Here is a 17,541-nt window from a genome sequence, read left to right as displayed (position 1 = left end):
CCCGGCTCCCTCCGCCCGCTCCCCGCTACACTCCGCGCGGCGCGGCAACGGCGGGCGAGGCCGCCGCCCCGGCGCTCCGGCGGAGGCCGGCCCCGGCGAGGAGGACAGGAGCCACGATGCGCGTCGCGCTGTTCGTCACCTGCGTCATCGACGCGGTGTACCCGGCCACCGGCATCGCGACGGTGCGGTTGCTGCGGCGCCTCGGTGTGGAGGTGGACTTCCCTGCGGACCAGACCTGCTGCGGCCAGCCCCAGTACAACACCGGCTACCGCCGCGAGACGCTGCCGCTGGTGCGCCGGACAGTGCGGGCCTTCGAGGGGTACGACTACGTCGTCACGCCGTCGGGCTCGTGTGCCGCGATGGTGCGCGACACGTATCCGGCACTCGGAGCACCGGAACTGGGGCCGCGGACGTACGAGCTGACCGAGTTCCTGGTCGACGTGCTGGGCGTGACGGACGTGGGCGCGTACTTCCCGCACACCGTCACCTATCACCCCTCGTGTCACGGCCTGCGGTTGCTGCGGCTGGACGACCGGCCGCGCCGGCTGCTGGAGGCGGTCAGGGGCCTGGAACTGGTCGAGCTGCCGGGGGCGGAGGAGTGCTGCGGTTTCGGCGGTACCTTCGCGGTGAAGAACGCGGCGGTGTCGGTGGCGATGGGCCGGGACAAGGTGCGCCACGCGGCCGGGACCGGCGCCGGGGTGCTGTGCGGCGGGGACAGCTCGTGTCTGATGCACCTCGACGGGATCCTGCGGCGGGAGGGTGAGCGGATGCGGGCGGTGCACATCGCCGAGATCCTGGCGAGCACGGAGGAGGAGCCGCTGCGATGAGCGGGACGACGACGTTCGTGGGGATGCCGGCGTTCCCCGAGGCCGCGGCCGGCGCGGTGCGGGACGAGAGGCTGCGGGCGAACCTCCGGCACGCGACGCACACGATCCGCGACAAGCGCGCGAGGGCGGTCGCGGAGCTCACCGACTGGGAGCAGCTGCGCGAGGCAGGCAAGCAGATCAAGGACCGTACGCTGCGCCATCTGGACACCTATCTGCTCCAGTTGGAGGAGGCGGTCGGGGCGGCGGGCGGAACGGTGCACTGGGCGGCGGACGCCGACGAGGCGAACCGCATCGTCACCGGGCTGGTCAAGGCGACCGGCGAGCGCGAGGTCGTGAAGGTCAAGTCCATGGCCACGCAGGAGATCGGGCTCAACGAGGCCCTGGCGGCCGAGGGCATCGCGGCGTACGAGACGGACCTCGCGGAGCTGATCGTGCAGCTGGGCGACGACCGGCCCTCGCACATCCTGGTTCCGGCCATCCACCGCAACCGCGGCGAGATCCGCGACATCTTCCGTACCCGCATGGCGGACTGGGGCCGCCCGGCCCCGGACGGCCTCACCGACACGCCCGCCGACCTGGCCGAGGCCGCGCGCCTGCACCTGCGGGAGAAGTTCCTGCGCGCGAAGGTGGGGATCTCGGGGGCGAACTTCATGGTCGCCGAGACCGGCACCCTGGTGGTGGTGGAGTCGGAGGGCAACGGACGCATGTGCCTGACGCTGCCCGAGACGCTGATCTCGGTCGTCGGGATCGAGAAGACCGTGCCGACCTGGCGTGATCTGGAGGTGTTCCTCCAGACGCTGCCGCGTTCGTCGACGGCGGAGCGGATGAACCCGTACACCAGCATGTGGACGGGTACGAGCGACGGCGACGGGCCGCGCACGTTCCACCTCGTCCTGCTCGACAACGGCCGGACGGCGGCGCTCGCCGACGAGGTGGGCCGTCAGGCTCTGCGCTGCATCCGCTGCTCGGCCTGCCTGAACGTGTGCCCGGTGTACGAGCGGGCCGGGGGCCACGCGTACGGCTCGGTCTATCCCGGCCCGATCGGCGCCATCCTGACGCCGCAGCTGCGGGGCACGGCGAGCGGGATCGACGCGTCGCTGCCGTACGCCTCGTCGCTGTGCGGCGCGTGCTACGAGGTGTGTCCGGTGGCCATCGACATCCCCGAGGTGCTGGTCCACCTGCGTGGGAAGGTCGCCGGTCAGGGGGGCCGGGGGCACCGGCTGGAGAGGGCCGCCGTCCGGGCGGCGACCTGGCTGCTGGACCGTCCGGGCGCGCTCGCCGCCGGTGAGCGCATCGCCGCCGCGACCCGCCGGGCGCATCCGGCGCGGCTGCCCGGTACGGGCGCCTGGACCGAGGGCCGCGACCTGCCCGGCATGCCCGCGCAGTCCTTCCGCGAGTGGTGGAGGAAGAACCAGGCATGAGCGCCCGCGACCAGATCCTCGCCCGTGTCCGCGCGGCCGTCGCCGACGCGCCCGACGTGCCGGAGCCCGCCCGCGACTACCTCGCCACCCACACGGCCCCCGATCCCGCCGCGCTGCTCGACCTCCTCCAGCACAACCTCGCGGACTACCGCGCCCACGTGCACCGCGCGACGCGGGAGCGCCTCCCCGGGGTGATCGCCGGTGTGCTCGCCGGGCACGGGGCGCGCTCGCTGGCCGTGCCGCCCGGCCTGCCCGCCGGCTGGTTCGCGGACACCGCCGCCGAGTTGCGCCACGACAGCGCCGCGGCGCCGCTGACGCCCCGCCGGCTCGACGCGACGGACGCGGTGGTCACCGGATGCGCGCTGGCCGTCGCCGAGACCGGGACCATCGTCCTGGACGGCTCCGAGGGGCAGGGGCGTCGCGCCCTGACCCTCGTACCGGACCTGCACGTCTGTGTCGTGCGGGCGCCCGGCCAGGTCGTCGCGTCGCTCCCGCAGGCGCTGCCCCGCCTGGACCCCACCCGTCCGCTGACCTGGATCTCGGGGCCGTCCGCGACGAGCGACATCGAACTCGACCGCGTCGAAGGCGTACACGGCCCGCGCACCCTGCACGTCGTGCTCCTCACGCAGCCGGAGGACGCCGGCCGGGGCGGTGGGCACGGCGGGCGGTGAGCCCATGGCGCCGGTGCGTCCGTATGCAGTGCGAGTGAACGTTTCACCGGTCCCGTACGGGTGACGGACGACGGGCCGGGGCCGGGGCAGGCCCGGTCCTGTACGGGTGACGGACGACGGGCCGGGGCCGGGGCGCGCACGGGCATGGGGACAGGCGCGCGCACCGGTACTGCGCTAGGCCCTGTCGTCACATTCCCGTCGTCGCCCGAAGGGCGGCCCTGCGGCGTCAGGTGCGTGCTCTCGGTGTGCCGGGCCCTGACCCTCGTACTGGATGTACTCGGGTCCGGGGCCCGGTGCGGCGAGAGTGCGTGCATGGCGTCGCGGGGGCAGAAGGGAATGTGACGACAGGGCCTAGGGCGCGACACGCGCGCCCGTGCGCCAATCCACCGCCCCTCTGCGTCACGGTTATTCACTTTGCGTGATCACGTCCGGTGTGGCCGGTTCTTCGATCGACCGTTCCCGCCTCGGATGAATCACCAGGTGGATCACCATACGAAAGGGAAGGCATCCCATGGCAGTCGAGACACGCCCGGCGCCCGCGGGACCCAACATCCAGACGCAGGAGCACATCCAGCTCAGCCTGAGCACCCGGGCGGCGCGGAACCTCGCGACGACCACCAAGTCCGAACCGCAGATGCAGGAGATCAGCTCGCGCTGGCTGCTGCGCAAGCTGCCGTGGGTCCATGTCCCGGGCGGTACCTACCGGGTCAACCGCCGCCTGTCGTACGCCGTCGGCGACGGCCGGGTGACCTTCGTCCAGACCGGCTCCAAGGTGCAGGTCGTCCCGGCCGAGCTGGGCGAACTGCCGTTGCTGCGCGGGCTCGCCGACCCGACCGCGCTCGCGGCGCTGGCCGACAAGTTCGTCCAGAAGGAGTTCGAGCCGGGCCAGCTCCTCGTGGAGCGCGGGCGCAAGGCCGACCAGGTCTTCCTGATCGCCCACGGCAAGGTGGAGAAGCTCGGCAAGGCCAAGTACGACGACGCCGAGACGCGGCTGGGCATGCTCGCCGACGGCGACTCCTTCGGCGGCCGGATGCTGGCCGGCGACGCCGGCGCCAAGTGGGAGTTCACCGTCCGTGCCACCACCAGGACCACCGTGCTCGTGCTCTCACAGGCGGCGTACAAGCAGGTGGCGGGCCAGTACGAGACGTTGCGCAGCCACGTCCAGGGGCTCACCTCCAACGGGCACCGGCCGACGAACAAGTACGGCGAGGTCGCGATCGACTTCCTCTCCGGCCACGACGGCGAGCCGGACCTGCCCACCACCTTCGTCGACTACGAACTCGAACCGCGCGAGTACGAGTTGAGCGTGGCGCAGACGGTGCTGAAGGTGCACAGCCGCGTCGCGGACCTCTACAACAAGCCGATGAACCAGACGGAGCAGCAGCTCAAGCTCACCATCCAGGCACTGCGCGAGCGCCAGGAGCACGAGCTGGTCAACAACCCCGACTTCGGGCTGCTGAACAACACGGACTACAACCAGCGCATCCAGGCCCACGCCGGTCCGCCCACCCCGGACGACCTCGACGACCTGATCAGCATGCGGCGCAACACGCAGTACCTGTTCGCGCACCCGCGCACGATCGCCGCGTTCGGCAAGGAGTGCAACAAGCGGGGCCTGTACATCGGCAGCGTCGACGTCGGCGGGCACCAGATCCCCGCGTGGCGCGGCATCCCGATCCTCCCGTGCGGGAAGATCCCGATCACCGAGCACCACACCTCGTCGGTGATCGCGCTGCGCACCGGCGCGGACAACGAGGGTGTCATCGGCCTCTACCAGACGGGCCTGCCCGACGAGTACGAGCCCGGTCTGAACGTGCGGTTCATGGGCATCGACGAGAAGGCGATCATCTCGTACCTGGTCAGCACCTACTACTCGGCCGCGATCCTGGTCCCGGACGCCATCGGCATCCTGGAGAACGTCGAGGTCCGTCCGCGCGCGTAACCGTCCCGGGCGTACGCGGCGAAGCCTCCGGCCGCCACGGCCGTGGAGCCGCGTGCCAGGTCATCCCCGGCCCCGGGATCGAGGAGCCCTTCCTGACGGCGTCCGGGGAGGGCGGCCACCACTCCGTGCTCATCGCCGGCGACCGCGTATGACCCGTGCCCCCAGGGCCTCCGCCCCGGGGCGCGGGCTCCGGCGCGAGGCCGGCGGGCCGGTACGTCGGAAGGTCCGGCGCGTCCGATTCGCCACGAGGGCAGCGAATCTGCACAGCGAATGTACAGGCGTCACAGCTTCTCCCACGGCCGCGCACCGGCCCCGCCGCGCCCCCTCCCCTTGCTGCCGGAATGTCCCATTCCGTATCGGCCGGCCCGGCGGCCGCGGCACGCACGACCCGCCCGTTCTGTGAAGGAGCTGGCACCAATTCATGAACGCCCGGGCACAGAGCGGGATTTCACCGCCACGGAATGGACCCGGAGAGCGGCCGGCGGATTGGCTGAGCAATGCACCCGCGTGCTTTGATCCTTCACACCGCGGGCCGATCGCACAAAGGCTCGGCTCGCCGTGCTTTCGAGTTATCCGTGTGAAGGGAACCTCCGCATGACCCCCCAGATCCAGACCCAGGAAATCTCCGACGCCGACCTCGACGCCGTGTCGGGTGGCCTGCACTCCGCCGTGGCCAGCGGTGTTGTCGGCAGCGCGACCGCCACCCTCGACTCGGTCGCCCCGGTCACCGGTGTCGCCACCTCCGCCGTCGGCGCCGCCGAGTCCTTCGCCGGCCTCAACTCCTCCGCCGTCACCGGCTTCGTCGCCGGTCTCTGACACGGCCTGGTGAGCCCCGGAACCTCCTCCTTGTTCCGGGGCTCACCTCTCGTTTTCACCGTTCGTTTTCCCACCGGACTTGTGCAGTCGAGGGAAGAGTTTCGTGCAGTTCCGCCAAAAGGCCCTTTCCAAACTGCAATCGCCGGAAGAAATAGACCTGCCGGTGCGTTTCGCACGGCCGCAGGGCCTGCTCGTCCTGACCGTCACCGTGGTGGCCATGCTCGCCGCCGCCGTCTGGGCGGTGACCGGCACCGTCTCCTCCACCCTCTCCGCTCCCGGCATCCTCACCCACGCACAGGGCGGTTACGTCCTGCAGAGCCCCGTCTCCGGCCAGGTCACCGACGTCCTCGCCGAGGAGGGCGCCCATCTCCCCGCCGGCACACCGCTGGTGAAGGTCCGCACGCCCGAGGGCACCACCGTGGTACGCACCCTCGCCGCCGGCCGGCTGACGACGCTCGTCGCCGCGATCGGCTCCGTCGTCACGACGGGCGCCGACGTGGCGGCCGTGGAACGCGCACGCGCGCAGGACGACCCGCTGCTGGCCGTGCTGTACGTGCCCGCCGACCGGGGCGCGTCCGTGCCCGTCGGCGCCGCCGTGGACCTCACCGTGCAGTCGGTGCCGGCACAGCGGTACGGCGTGTTGCGCGGCAGGGTGAAGTCGGTCGGACGGACGGCCCAGACGCGCCAGCGGATCACCGCGTTCCTCGGCAGCAGCCAGCTCGGCGAGGAGTTCTCGCGGCAGGGACCGCCGGTGTCGGTGCTCGTCCGCCTGGAGCGGTCCTCCTCGACCCGGACCGGATACGCGTGGTCGACCTCAAACGGCCCGCCGTACGCCCTCGACACCATGACCCTCACGACCGGCTCCGTCCACCTCGCCGAGCAGCACCCGATCGATTGGCTCCTGCCGTGAGCGCGCCCACCGGCCGCCGCCGGGCCCGGCCCGCGCCCGGGGTGCAGAAGCGGAAGGCCGTCCGTACCCCCACCGTCCTGCAGATGGAGGCCGTGGAGTGCGGCGCCGCCTGCCTGGCCATGGTCCTCGCCCACCACGGACGGCACGTGCCGCTGGAGGAACTGCGCATCGCGTGCGGTGTCTCGCGGGACGGTTCGCGGGCCAGCAACCTGCTGAAAGCGGCGCGCGGTTACGGGCTGCGGGCCAAGGGCATGCAGATGGAGCCCGCGGCGCTCGCCGGGGTGCAGGCGCCGGCCATCCTGTTCTGGGAGTTCAACCACTACGTCGTCTACGACGGCATGGGGCGCCGCTTCGGCCGGCGGGGCGTGCACGTCAACGACCCCGGCAAGGGCCGCCGCTTCGTACCGGCCGAGGATTTCGACACCAGCTTCACCGGGGTCGCCCTGGTCTTCGAACCGGGGGACTCCTTCCGGCGCGGCGGGCGCAGGCCGGGCGTGCTGCGCGCCGTGCCCGCGCGGCTGCGCGGCACGACGGGCACTCTGCTGGCGGCACTGCTGGCGAGCCTGCTGCTCGTGGCGGTCGGAGCGGCGGTGCCCGCGCTGAGCCGTACCTACATCGACATGTTCCTGATCGGTGAACAGACCTCGGTCCTCGCACCGCTGTTCGCCTCCATGGCCGCGATGGTGGTGCTGACCGCCGTCCTGACCGGGCTGCAACAGGCCAACCTGCTGCGCGGGCGGATCATCTCCTCCACGCTCGGCGGCGCCCGCTTCCTGCGGCACCTGATGCGGCTGCCGGTCACGTTCTTCGCCCAGCGGAGCCCGGCCGACCTGGTGCAGCGGCTCCAGTCGAACGACGCGGTCGCCGAGACGCTGGCGCGCGACCTGGCCGCCGCGGGGGTGGACGGTGTCGTCGTCGTCCTCTACGCGCTGCTGCTGTGGACGTACGACCCCCAACTGACCGTGGTGGGCGTGGGGATCGCCCTGCTCAACGTGGTGGCCATGCGGATCGTCATCCGCCTGCGCGCCACCCACACCCAAAAGCTCCGCGCCGACAGCGCGCGGCTGACGAACACCTCGTACACCGGGCTCCAGCTCATCGAGACCATGAAGGCCACCGGCGGTGAGAACGGCTACTTCCGGCGCTGGGCCGGGCAGCACGCCACCACCCTGGAGGTGCAGCAGCGACTCGGTGTGCCCAGCGCCGCGCTGGCCGTCGTCGCGCCCGCGCTCGCGACGCTCAACAGCGCGCTCATCCTGTGGATCGGCGGGCTGCGGGCGGTGGAGGGCCACCTCTCCATCGGTCTGCTCGTCGCCTTCCAGGCGCTCGTGACCCGGTTCACCGCGCCCATCACCCGGCTCAACGGGGTCGCGGGCCGCATCCAGGACTTCGCGGCCGACGTGGCCCGGCTGAAGGACGTGGAGAACTTCCCCGCCGACACCCTGTACGCGCGCGTGGCGCCGGACACGAGCACGCGCCGTCTGACGGGACACGTGGAGCTGGAGAACATCACCTTCGGCTACAGCCCGCTGGACGAGCCGCTGCTCACCGGCTTCTCGCTGAGCGTCGGGCCCGGGCAGCAGGTGGCGCTCGTCGGCGGGTCGGGCAGCGGGAAGTCCACCGTCTCGCGACTGATATCCGGGCTCTACACACCCTGGGAGGGCGCCATCCGCATCGACGGGCAGCGCCTGGAGGACATCCCGCGCGGCGCGCTCGCCGCCTCCGTCTCCTTCGTCGACCAGGACGTCTTCCTCTTCGAGGGCACGGTCCGCGACAACGTCGCCCTGTGGGACCCGTCCGTACCCGACGAGGCCGTCGTCGCCGCGCTGCGGGACGCCGCTCTGTACGACGACGTGATCGCGCGCCGGCCGGAGGGCATCCACAGCCGGGTCGAGCAGGACGGCCGCAACTTCTCCGGCGGCCAGCGGCAGCGCCTGGAGATCGCCCGGGCGCTGGTGCGGCGGCCGTCGATCCTCGTCCTCGACGAGGTGACCAGCGCCCTGGACGCGCGGACGGAGCGGGTCATCATCGACAACCTGCGGCGGCGCGGCTGCGCGTGCGTCGTGATCGCCCACCGGCTGTCCACGGTGCGCGACAGCGACGAGATCGTGGTCCTGGACCACGGCAGGGTCGTCGAACGCGGGCGCCACGAGGACCTGATCGCCGCCGCGGGCGCCTACGCCGCACTCGTACGGGAGCGCTGACGTGTCCCTTTCCCCGACGACCCGGCAGGATCCCGTCGTCCACGCCCTCGGCGGCCTCGGCACACCCGTCGACTGCACCGGGCTGCGCAGCGTGCCCCTGGAGGGGCCGCACGTCCTGTGGCTGGTCGCCGCCGGCGGACTGGACCTGTTCGCGGTCGACGCGGCACGGCAGGGCAACTGGCACTTCCTCGGCCGTCTGGAGGCGGGCAGTCTGCTGCTGGGCCCGGTGGAGGGCCCGCAGCACACCCTGGTGGGCCGGCCGGCCCAGGACTGCGCCCTGCGCCGGATCGCCCTGCGGGAGCTGTCCGGCACCGCCGCGTCCCCGCCGTACGAGGGGTACGGCGAGGACGACGCGTACCACTCCCCCGGTGCCGGGGCCGGCCCTCTGGAGCACGCCTTCGCGCTCGGTACGGCCCGCAGCCTCGGCGTGCTGTTCGAGGCGCCGCTCGACGGACGCGCCTCGGACGACGGGGCGCCGGCGGAGGCCGCCGACGACATGCTGTGGATGCCGGTCCCGCCGGGCAGCGTCCGGTACGGCGCCGACTGGGGCGCGGACGCGGCGGCCGACCTGCTGGTGGACGGTGCGCTGTGGCAGCGGATGGTCAACCAGCAGTACCGGCTGCTGTCGGCGGTCGACCGCTGGATCGAGCGGGCGGAGCGGGCGCACGAGGACCGGGCGGCCGCCGGCATCAAGGCGGGCGAGGCCGTCCGCGCCCAGGCCGACCAGGCGCTGCTGGCGTCCATCGGCGGCCCGGACCGGGCGGGGCGCAGGACCGGCGGCGGGGCCGCGGGGGACGACGCCACGTTCGCGGTGTGCCGGCGGGTGGCGCGGGCGGCCGGGATCACGCTGGTGGAGCCGGCGAGGAACGGTCCGGCGGCCGACGAGCGCACCGGCCCGGTGGAGCGCATCGCCGTCGCGTCACGGGTCCGCACGCGCGCGGTCCGGCTCGACGGGCGCTGGTGGCGCACGGACTGCGGACCGCTGGTCGGCCGCTGGGCCAGGTCGGGCGCGCCGGTGGCCCTGCTGTGGCGGCGCGGCCGGTACGAGGCGGTGAACCCCGCCTCGGGGCTGCGGATCCGCCTGGACGCGGAGAAGGCGGCGGAACTGGAGCCGCGGGGTGTGATGTTCTACCGCCCGCTGCCCGAGCGGCCCCTGTCCGCGTGGGGGCTGCTGCGGTTCGGCATGCGCGGCACGGCCGGCGACGTCCGCCGCCTCGCGCTGGCCGGCCTGGTGACGGTCTGCCTCGGCGCGCTGGTGCCGGTCGCGACCGGGCAGGTCCTCGGCGCGTACGTACCGGCGGCGGAGAAGAGCCTGATCGTGCAGGTGTCCCTGGCCGTCATGGTCTCCGGTGTGGTGGCCGCGGCGTTCATGCTGATGCAGAACCTCACGCTCGTGCGGATGGAGGGGCGTGTCGAGAGCGTGCTCCAGCCGGCCGTGTGGGACAGGCTGCTGCGGCTGCCGGTGCGGTTCTTCACCGAGCGCTCCACCGGGGAGCTGGCGAGCGCGGCCCTGGGCATCAGCGCGATCCGCCGGGTGATGACCGGGGTGGCCCCGGTGGCCGTGCAGGCGACGACGATCGGCGCGGTGAACCTCGTCCTGCTGCTGTGCTACAGCGTGCCGCTGGCGCTGGCGGCGATCGCCATGCTGCTGGTCATCGGGGCGGTCTTCCTCGGCCTCGGGCTGTGGCAGGTGCGCTGGCAGCGGCGGCTGGTGGAGCTCTCGAACAAGCTCGCCAACCAGGCGTTCCAGACGCTGCGGGGCCTGCCCAAGCTGCGCGTGGCGGCGGCGGAGAGCTTCGCGTACGCGGCGTGGGCGCGCGAGTTCGCGCGCTCGCGGGAGCTGCAGCAGCGGGCCGGCCGGATCCGGAACATCACCACGGTGCTGGACGCGGTGTACCTGCCGCTCTGCTCGCTCATCATGTTCATGCTGCTGGCGGGTCCCGCGCGGGGCTCGATGTCGGCGGGTGCGTTCCTGACGTTCAGCACGTCGGTGACGATGCTGCTGACGTCGGTCACGCAGCTGACAGGGGCGCTGGTGTCGGCGGCGGCCGCGCTGCCCCTGTTCGAACAGATCAAGCCGGTCCTGGACGAGGCGCCCGAGGTGCGGGGCGCCACGGCCCAGCCCGGCACGCTGTCCGGGGCCATCGAGGCGCGCCGGCTGTCGTTCCGGTACGCCGACGACGCGCCGCTGGTCCTCGACGACGTCTCGGTCGACATCCGGCCGGGCGAATTCGTGGCGGTGGTCGGGCCGAGCGGCTGCGGCAAGTCCACCCTGCTGCGCCTGCTCATCGGCTTCGAGAAGCCCGCCTCCGGCAGCGTCCTCTACGACGGCCAGGACCTCGCCGCCCTCGACCAGGCGGCGGTGCGCCGCCAGTGCGGGGTGGTCCTGCAGAACGCGCAGCCGCTGACCGGCTCGATCCTGGACTGCATCTGCGGGGCGGAGACCTTCCCGCAGGAGGAGGTCTGGGCCGCCGCGGAGATGGCGGGTCTGGCGGAGGACATCAGGCGCATGCCGATGGGCCTGCACACCATGATCGCCGGTGGCGGCGCGATCTCGGGCGGACAGCGCCAGCGCCTGATGATCGCCCAGGCACTGATCCGCCGCCCGCGGATCCTGTTCTTCGACGAGGCGACCAGCGCGCTGGACAACGAGACGCAGCGGACCGTCATCGAGTCCACCCGGCGCCTGAACGCCACCCGCCTGGTCATCGCCCACCGGCTGTCGACGGTGTTGGACGCCGACCGGGTGATCGTCATGTCGGCCGGCCGCGTCGTCGAGCAGGGCCCGCCGGCGACTTTGCTGGGGACCCCCGGCGGCCATCTGCGTGAATTGGTATACCGCCAGATGAGCTGACCGGACCGCCCTCGAAAGGGTGGGCTTCCGCCTGCCACGCGCACGGAAGTGAAGGCACAGGGGAACCCCTGTCTCCGAATCCCGCCCGGAGAATCCGGTGCGGATCATGCGATCCGGAGGAACAGATGCTCAAGAAGGCCCTCGCCTGCGCGGCTCTCGTCGCCGCCGCCACGGCACTCGGCACGGTCCCCGCCGCCGCGCACGGAACCGACGACGACAAGAAATGCAACAGCACCTGCCAGGCCGGATTCTTCGGCGCCGACTGGAGGGGCGGCAGCTTCCACGGCCTGGAGCACGACAGCGGTGACCGCGTCTTCAGCGGCGACTTCTACGAGGGCAGCGTGATCGGCGCCCGCTGGTAGTCCCGCACCACAGGAAGCCGCCGGGCGCCAGGCCCCGCCCCGCCCCCGGCGGCTCCCGGCCGGACCCCTGCGGGGGCGGGCCGGGCACAGGAGGGGTACGGGGTGACATGGCGACAGCAACGCGAAGCGCCGGCCGGGATCTCTCCCGACCGGCGCTCGATGGTGTCCGAGGGGGGACTTGAACCCCCACGCCCGATAAAGGGCACTAGCACCTCAAGCTAGCGCGTCTGCCATTCCGCCACCCGGACAAGGTGTCTGCCGCTCCGCGGGGTGTTCCCCGCGGCGACATGGATAACTCTACCAGGGGTTCCAGGTGCCCTTCACCCGCATATCCCGTGGTCAGGGGGCCGGCGCGGGGGATCGGGGAGACCCCGGGGCCGGCGGCCCCGACGACACACGCGGGCCGTCACCGCGCCCGCGCGGAGCGTGAGGACGACGTGCCGACGTGAGCTTTATGCCGGAATCGCGCAGACCGCGCATGCTGTCACCGCTGCGGGAGCACCTGCGCGAGACCTTCTGGTTCGCGCCCACCGCCGGGCTCGTCGGTGTGTTCGCGGTCTGGCTCGCGGCGGCGGCTCTGGACACGGCGATCGTGGACGAGCTGCGCGGCCGCGGGCAGTACGCCGAGCTGGGCGCCCTGTCCACGATCACCGAGGACGCCAGGACCATCGTCACCACCGTCAGCCAGGCGATGATGACGTTCATCGGCGTGGTGTTCAGCATCTCCCTGGTGGCCGTGCAGATGGCGAGCGGCCAGCTCACCCCTCGCGTGGTGCGCCTCTTCGTCCGCCGCAGGATCAACAAGCTGACGCTGACGGTGTTCCTCGCGACGTTCCTCTTCTCGCTCCTGGTGCTCACCTCGTACGAAAGCGAGACGGACCCGCAGCGGATCGTGTCCGTGCCCCTGGTGCAGTCGGTGGTCACGCTGCTGCTCGTGGCGCTGAGTCTGCTGCTGTTCATCGCGTACGTGACGACCATGCTGCGCCTGATGCAGGTGGGGCCCGTGGTCGACCGCATCGTCCGGGAGGCACTGCGGGTGGTGCACCGGCGGCCGGCGGGCGAGCGCCATCCGGCCGGGCTGCCCCCGGAGACCGGGCGGGTGGTGCACCGCGGCCGGGCCGGGGTTCTCAGGGACGTGCACGTGGCGCGGCTGGTGCGGGCCGCCGGGCGGGAGGGCGTGGTGCTGCGGCTGATCCCGCGCGTGGGCGACTACCTGGTGCCGGGCACGCCGGTGCTCGCGGTGCACGGGGAAGCACTTCCGCGCCCCGGCGCACCGGCCGGGGGGCCGCGCTCCGGCGTGCTGCGGTCGGCGGTGTCGGTGGGGTCGGACCGGACGTTCCACCAGGATCTGGGGCTGGGACTGCGCCAGCTCGTGGACATCGCGCTGCGGGCGCTGTCGCCCGCGGTGAACGATCCGACGACCGCGGTGCAGTGTCTGGACCGCATCGTGCAGTTCCTCGCGGTCGTCGCGGACCGGCCGCTCGGGGTCGTGCACCACCGGGACCGGCACGGCGCGGTACGCCTCGTGGAGGACGCGCCCGGGTGGGAGGACCTCGTCGATCTGGCGTTCACCGAGCTGCGGGGCGCCGCCGTTGCCGGCCCCCAGGTCACGCGGCGCATGCTCGCCGGGATCGACGACCTGCTTCCGCTCGCTCCCGAGGAGCGCAGGGAGCCGCTGCTGCGGCACCGGGCGCTCCTCGCGCACGCCGTGGAGTACACCGCGCCGGAGCCCGCCGACCGCGCCTTCGCGCTGGAGCCCGACCGGCAGGGCATCGGCCGGTCGGGCCGTCGGCGCACGAGGGGGTAGCCGGCGGCCGCTGGGGCGGACGGGTGCTTGGTGCGGCTCGGCCAGCCGGGTTGCCGCGGACCTGGTCCGCGGCAACCGCGCTCCGTCAGGACAGCTGGCCGTAGTCGGGCAGCTTGAACGTCTTCTCCGCGTGGCCGCCCACGAGGTCGCTCTCCTTGTTGCCGATGTTGGCGATGATCGTGTACCCCTTCGCCTCGATCGCGGCGCGCTCGGCCGTCTTGTACACGCTCACCTCCTGGAAGAGGTCGGGCAGGTCCCGCACGTGCAGCCCGTCGACCGGGTAGCCGGCCTTCCTCAGGTTGTAGTGCGTGAGGGAGTAGATGATCCCGGGCCTGGCGGTGACGAAGAAGACGTCGACGCCACGGGAGTCGGCGAAGCGCGCGAGGTCGAGCACCGGCTTGACGGCGGCGGTCGGGTACTCCCAGAAGGGGTGGAAGTCCGTCTCCAGCGAGGTGTTGTCGATGTCGAGGACGATCGCCCTCTTCTCGGCGGAGGGTTCGGACGTGCGCTGGTCGAGGTAGGGGCGGGCGACCGCGATGACGGCCGCCACGTCGCGCTGCCAGGTGGCGTAGTCGACGGAGGCCGTGGTCGCCACGCCGGCGGAGTGGAGCTGCGGCGCGCTGTCGGTGGGCCCGGCGGTGGCGGAGGCCGCCGGGGCCGCGGTCGTGAGGAGCGCCGCGGTGAGGACCGCTGCCGTGGCCGATCTGCGGATGCGTGCATGCATGGGGGGTCTCCTGGGTGTCGGGAGGTACTCAGGGCAGCCGGGCCTCGGGGACACGGCTTTGGCATGCTCGCGCTCAATGATGGACGGAGGGCCACATTCCCTCTACCGGTCGGTAGCGGAAAGTTTGTCGGGAAGCGGACGCCCGGCCTCGGGCCGTCGGAGGGCAGGAGACCGGGCGCGGTACGGACGGATCGTCAGCAGTCCCTCTCCCGCAGGGAGTGGAGGTGGGCGCTCGCCTTGCGGGCGAACGTGAAGGAGTCGGCCGGGTTGTCGTGTTCGGCCTGCCAGTGGTGGTCGCGGCGGCCGCCGTGGGTGCGGGTGACCGCCGAGATGAACCGCTGGTAGTCGATGTCCCCGTCCCCGACGTCGACCATCCGGTAGCCGTCGCGGGCGGAGTCGTCGCGTTCGCCGTCCTTGACGTGGAACAGCGGGTACCGGTCCGGCTGCCGCAGCACGTAGTCGAGCGGGTCGAAAGGGGCGGGCGTGCCGTCGGCGCGCTTGCCGAAACGGAATCGGCCCACGTAGGCCCAGTAGATGTCCATTTCCAGGTGGACCAGGTCGGGGTCGGTCTCGGCGAGCAGGACGTCGTAGAGGCGGACGTCCGGGCGGTCGGTGGCGAAGGAGAACTCCTCGGCGTGGTTGTGCTGGTAGAACTTCATGCCGCGTTTCTTCGCCTCGGCGCCGTAGTGGTTGAACTCCTCGGCGCAGCGCTTCCAGCCGTCGACGGTCGGGCCGTAGCGCCAGGGACCGGACGCGGTGCCGATGTGCCGCAGTCCGAGGGCCTGGGCGTCGTCGAGGACCTGGGTGAGGTTCTGCGCGAAGGTGTACGCCTTGGGGTCGGAGGAGTAGTAGCCGACGTGGCTGCCGATGGCGCGCAGGCCGTGGTCGCGGGTGAGACGCTTGAGCTGGGCGAGCGTGATGGGGCCCGCCGATCCCTGTGTGTAGCCGGCGTACTCGACCTCGTCGTAGCCGTGGCGCCGGAGTTCCTCGAAGACGGCGGCGAAGCCGAGCGTGGAGACCTTGTCGCGCAGGGAGTACAGCTGGATGCCGAGGCGGCCGGGGGGCAGGACGGGGCGGCCGCGGCCCGGGCTGCCTGATCCGGCGGCGGCGGGGGTGGCTGCGGCGGGGGCGGCCGTCACGCCGAGGAGGGCCGCGGCGGTGGCCCCCGCGGCGACGCCGAGCATGCCGCGTCTGCTGAGGCGGTGGGCGAGCTCCGGGTCGGCGTCGTGCGCCGTTTTCCTGGCCGTGCGGGACATGTGGATAACTCCTCGTTGTCAGTGGAGTGTGCTTCAGTGGATGTCAGTGGAGACCGGCGAGCCGGAGCAGCAGGGACTTCACATCGGTGGCCGCGACGCGGCCCTGTACGGCGCGGGGGGTGGAGCACACGATGAGCGGACCTTCGTCATCGCTCGTGGGGAGGCGGCCATGGCTGCCGCGAATAGGTGAGGGGTCGAGGGGCACGACCGCCAGGCGGTAGCGCATGCCCAGTTTCTTGCGGGCGATCGCCGTGGCCGCCTTCAGACGCACATAGGGGTCGAGCGGGTCCATGAACAGTTCGACGGGGTCGTAACCGGGCTTGCGGTGGATCTCGACGAGCTGGGCGAAGTCCGGGGCGCGGGCGTCGTCGAGCCAGTAGTAGTACGTGAACCAGGCGTCGGGCTCGGCGACGGCGACGAGTTCCCCGGAGCGGGGGTGGTCGAGGCCGTGCGCCTTCTTCCCCTCGTCGTCGAGGAGCCGCTCGACGCCCGGCAGACCGGTGAGGGCCTGCCGGGTGGCGCCGAGGTCCTCCGGGCGCCGCACGTACACATGGGCGATCTGGTGGTCGGCGACGGCGAAGGCCCGGGAGGCCATGGGATCGAGGTACTCCATGCCGTCCTGGGTGTGCACCTCCAGCAGACCGGCGCGGCGCAGGGCGCGGTTGATGTCGACGTGCCGGTTCACCCGGGTGATGCCGTACTCGGACAGGGCGACGACCGTGCGGCCTTCAGCCGCGGCGTCGTCGAGGAGGGGGGCCATGGTGGCGTCGAGGTCGGCCGCCGCCCGGTGGGCGCGCGGGTCGTCGGGGCCGTAGCGCTGGAGGTCGTAGTCGAGGTGCGGGAGGTAGCAGAGGGCGAGGTCGGGGGTGCGGGTGCGCAGGATGTGGCGGGTGGCGTCGACGATCCACCGGCTGGAGACGATGCCGGCGCCCGGGCCCCAGAAGTGGAACAGGGGGAACGTGCCGAGCCGGTCCGTGAGTTCGTCATGGAGCGCCGGGGGCCGGGTGTAGCAGTCGGGCTCCTTGCGTCCGTCGGCGTAGTAGACGGGCCGGGGCGTGACGGTGATGTCGGTGTCGGCGCCCATGGCGTACCACCAGCAGATGTTGGCGACGGTGTAGCCGGGGTGGGCGCGGCGGGCGGCGTCCCAGAGTTTGTCGCCGGAGACGAGGCCGTTGTGCTGGCGCCACAGCAGGACCTCGCCCAGGTCGCGGAAGTACCAGCCGTTGGCGACGATGCCGTGCTCGGAAGGGAGGGTGCCGGTGAGGAAGGTGGACTGCGCCGCGCACGTCACGGCGGGCAGGACGGTGCTGAGGGGGGCGTGTGAGCCGGACCGGGCGAGCTCCTGCAGCCGCGGCATGTGATCGAGGAGACGGGGGGTGAGGCCGACGACGTCCAGGACCAGGAGGGGGGTGGGGGCGGTCATGGCAGTTCCTTGAGGCCTAGGTCGGTGAGGAGGTCGCGGGCGAGGGTCAGCTCGGCGGCGATGCCGTCGGCGAGCCGGCCGCGCGTACGGGGGCGCAGCTCCGGCGGCAGGGCCTGCCACGTGTAGGTCTCGACCTCGAGGTGGCGGGTGTGCGGGACCGGGCCGCCGACGAGCCGGGCCAGGGCGTCGCGGAGGACGTGCAGCGTGGAAGTGAGCGGCGGGGCGGGCGGGCTGTGGAGGGGGACGTGGAAGTGGGCGCGCCACGGGCTGGTGTCGGGGAGCGCGCCACCGGCGGACGCGCCACCCGAAAGCGCTTGGCCGTCG

13 protein-coding genes, 1 tRNA gene and 1 pseudogene are annotated in these 17,541 nt (G+C 72.5%); 10 read left to right on the top strand and 5 right to left on the bottom strand.

Annotation, left to right across the window (positions count from 1 at the left end; translation table 11 throughout):
• Nucleotides 1-116 precede the first annotated feature (116 nt).
• From ACIA79_RS14170 to ACIA79_RS14130, 9 genes are all read left to right on the top strand, one after another.
• Nucleotides 117-827 carry a (Fe-S)-binding protein gene (locus tag ACIA79_RS14170; RefSeq protein WP_399428501.1) on the top strand — a complete coding sequence of 237 codons (711 nt, stop codon included), beginning with the start codon at nt 117-119 and terminating at the stop codon, nt 825-827.
• Nucleotides 824-2,248: a lactate utilization protein B gene (locus ACIA79_RS14165; RefSeq protein ID WP_399428500.1), complete on the top strand. Its 1,425-nt coding sequence runs from the start codon at nt 824-826 to the stop codon at nt 2,246-2,248. Before ACIA79_RS14170 ends, ACIA79_RS14165 begins: the two co-directional genes overlap by 4 nt.
• The gene (locus ACIA79_RS14160) at nt 2,245-2,919 is read left to right on the top strand and encodes a lactate utilization protein C (protein WP_399428499.1); all 675 of its coding nucleotides are present in this window, start codon (nt 2,245-2,247) and stop codon (nt 2,917-2,919) included. Before ACIA79_RS14165 ends, ACIA79_RS14160 begins: the two co-directional genes overlap by 4 nt.
• 511 nt (nt 2,920-3,430) lie before the next feature.
• A complete protein-coding gene (locus ACIA79_RS14155; RefSeq protein ID WP_399428498.1) occupies nt 3,431-4,861 on the top strand; it encodes a family 2B encapsulin nanocompartment shell protein in 1,431 nt (476 codons plus the stop codon).
• A gap of 594 nt (nt 4,862-5,455) precedes the next feature.
• Entirely contained in the window at nt 5,456-5,677 is a 222-nt protein-coding gene (locus ACIA79_RS14150; protein WP_399428497.1) for a type A2 lantipeptide, read from the top strand.
• A gap of 103 nt (nt 5,678-5,780) precedes the next feature.
• On the top strand, nt 5,781-6,587 hold the full coding sequence (locus ACIA79_RS14145; protein ID WP_399428496.1) for an HlyD family efflux transporter periplasmic adaptor subunit: 807 nt from the start codon (nt 5,781-5,783) through the stop codon (nt 6,585-6,587).
• Entirely contained in the window at nt 6,584-8,791 is a 2,208-nt protein-coding gene (locus tag ACIA79_RS14140; RefSeq protein WP_399428495.1) for an NHLP family bacteriocin export ABC transporter peptidase/permease/ATPase subunit, read from the top strand. The genes ACIA79_RS14145 and ACIA79_RS14140 overlap by 4 nt, the downstream gene beginning before the upstream one ends.
• Nucleotide 8,792: 1 nt before the next feature.
• Nucleotides 8,793-11,645, top strand: a complete 2,853-nt coding sequence (locus tag ACIA79_RS14135) for an NHLP bacteriocin export ABC transporter permease/ATPase subunit (protein ID WP_399428494.1) — start codon at nt 8,793-8,795, stop codon at nt 11,643-11,645.
• Nucleotides 11,646-11,770: 125 nt separating this feature from the next.
• A complete protein-coding gene (locus ACIA79_RS14130; RefSeq protein ID WP_399428493.1) occupies nt 11,771-12,007 on the top strand; it encodes a hypothetical protein in 237 nt (78 codons plus the stop codon).
• Between the two features lie 160 nt (nt 12,008-12,167).
• On the opposite strand, the gene ACIA79_RS14125 is transcribed toward ACIA79_RS14130, so the two are convergent.
• Nucleotides 12,168-12,255, bottom strand: a tRNA-Leu gene (locus ACIA79_RS14125).
• 206 nt (nt 12,256-12,461) lie between these two features.
• Between ACIA79_RS14125 and ACIA79_RS14120 the strand changes: the two genes are divergently transcribed.
• A complete protein-coding gene (locus tag ACIA79_RS14120) occupies nt 12,462-13,814 on the top strand; it encodes a DUF2254 domain-containing protein (RefSeq protein ID WP_399428639.1) in 1,353 nt (450 codons plus the stop codon).
• A gap of 85 nt (nt 13,815-13,899) precedes the next feature.
• Here ACIA79_RS14120 and ACIA79_RS14115 read toward each other — a convergent pair whose 3' ends face one another.
• The 4 genes and pseudogenes from ACIA79_RS14115 to ACIA79_RS14100 all read right to left on the bottom strand — a co-directional run.
• Nucleotides 13,900-14,538 carry an HAD family acid phosphatase gene (locus ACIA79_RS14115; RefSeq protein WP_399428492.1) on the bottom strand — a complete coding sequence of 213 codons (639 nt, stop codon included), beginning with the start codon at nt 14,536-14,538 and terminating at the stop codon, nt 13,900-13,902.
• A 194-nt stretch (nt 14,539-14,732) separates the two neighbouring features.
• Nucleotides 14,733-15,794, bottom strand: coding sequence for a sugar phosphate isomerase/epimerase family protein (locus ACIA79_RS14110; RefSeq protein ID WP_399428491.1), 1,062 nt, complete (start codon nt 15,792-15,794; stop codon nt 14,733-14,735).
• Between the two features lie 43 nt (nt 15,795-15,837).
• A complete protein-coding gene (locus ACIA79_RS14105; RefSeq protein ID WP_399428490.1) occupies nt 15,838-17,217 on the bottom strand; it encodes a nucleotide pyrophosphatase/phosphodiesterase family protein in 1,380 nt (459 codons plus the stop codon).
• Nucleotides 17,214-17,510, bottom strand: a pseudogene (locus tag ACIA79_RS14100) (xylose isomerase); the annotation flags it as partial. The pseudogene ACIA79_RS14100 and the gene ACIA79_RS14105, both read right to left, overlap by 4 nt.
• Nucleotides 17,511-17,541 lie beyond the last annotated feature (31 nt).

Source organism: Streptomyces sp. NPDC051310 (assembly GCF_044455245.1).
Lineage (GTDB): Bacteria > Actinomycetota > Actinomycetes > Streptomycetales > Streptomycetaceae > Streptomyces.
The sequence above is the reverse complement of the archived record's forward strand: the minus strand, read 5'-3'. Positions and strand labels throughout refer to the sequence as shown.

Excerpts from the sequence above, each read along its gene's own strand:
- ACIA79_RS14170 (WP_399428501.1), top strand. The coding sequence starts at position 117 with ATGCGCGTCGCGCTGTTCGTCACCTGCGTCATCGACGCGGTGTACCCG.
- ACIA79_RS14110 (WP_399428491.1), bottom strand. The coding sequence starts at position 15,794 with ATGTCCCGCACGGCCAGGAAAACGGCGCACGACGCCGACCCGGAGCTC.
- ACIA79_RS14130 (WP_399428493.1), top strand. The coding sequence starts at position 11,771 with ATGCTCAAGAAGGCCCTCGCCTGCGCGGCTCTCGTCGCCGCCGCCACG.
- ACIA79_RS14155 (WP_399428498.1), top strand. The coding sequence starts at position 3,431 with ATGGCAGTCGAGACACGCCCGGCGCCCGCGGGACCCAACATCCAGACG.
- ACIA79_RS14115 (WP_399428492.1), bottom strand. The coding sequence starts at position 14,538 with ATGCATGCACGCATCCGCAGATCGGCCACGGCAGCGGTCCTCACCGCG.
- ACIA79_RS14165 (WP_399428500.1), top strand. The coding sequence starts at position 824 with ATGAGCGGGACGACGACGTTCGTGGGGATGCCGGCGTTCCCCGAGGCC.
- ACIA79_RS14120 (WP_399428639.1), top strand. The coding sequence starts at position 12,462 with ATGCCGGAATCGCGCAGACCGCGCATGCTGTCACCGCTGCGGGAGCAC.
- ACIA79_RS14150 (WP_399428497.1), top strand. The coding sequence starts at position 5,456 with ATGACCCCCCAGATCCAGACCCAGGAAATCTCCGACGCCGACCTCGAC.
- ACIA79_RS14160 (WP_399428499.1), top strand. The coding sequence starts at position 2,245 with ATGAGCGCCCGCGACCAGATCCTCGCCCGTGTCCGCGCGGCCGTCGCC.
- ACIA79_RS14105 (WP_399428490.1), bottom strand. The coding sequence starts at position 17,217 with ATGACCGCCCCCACCCCCCTCCTGGTCCTGGACGTCGTCGGCCTCACC.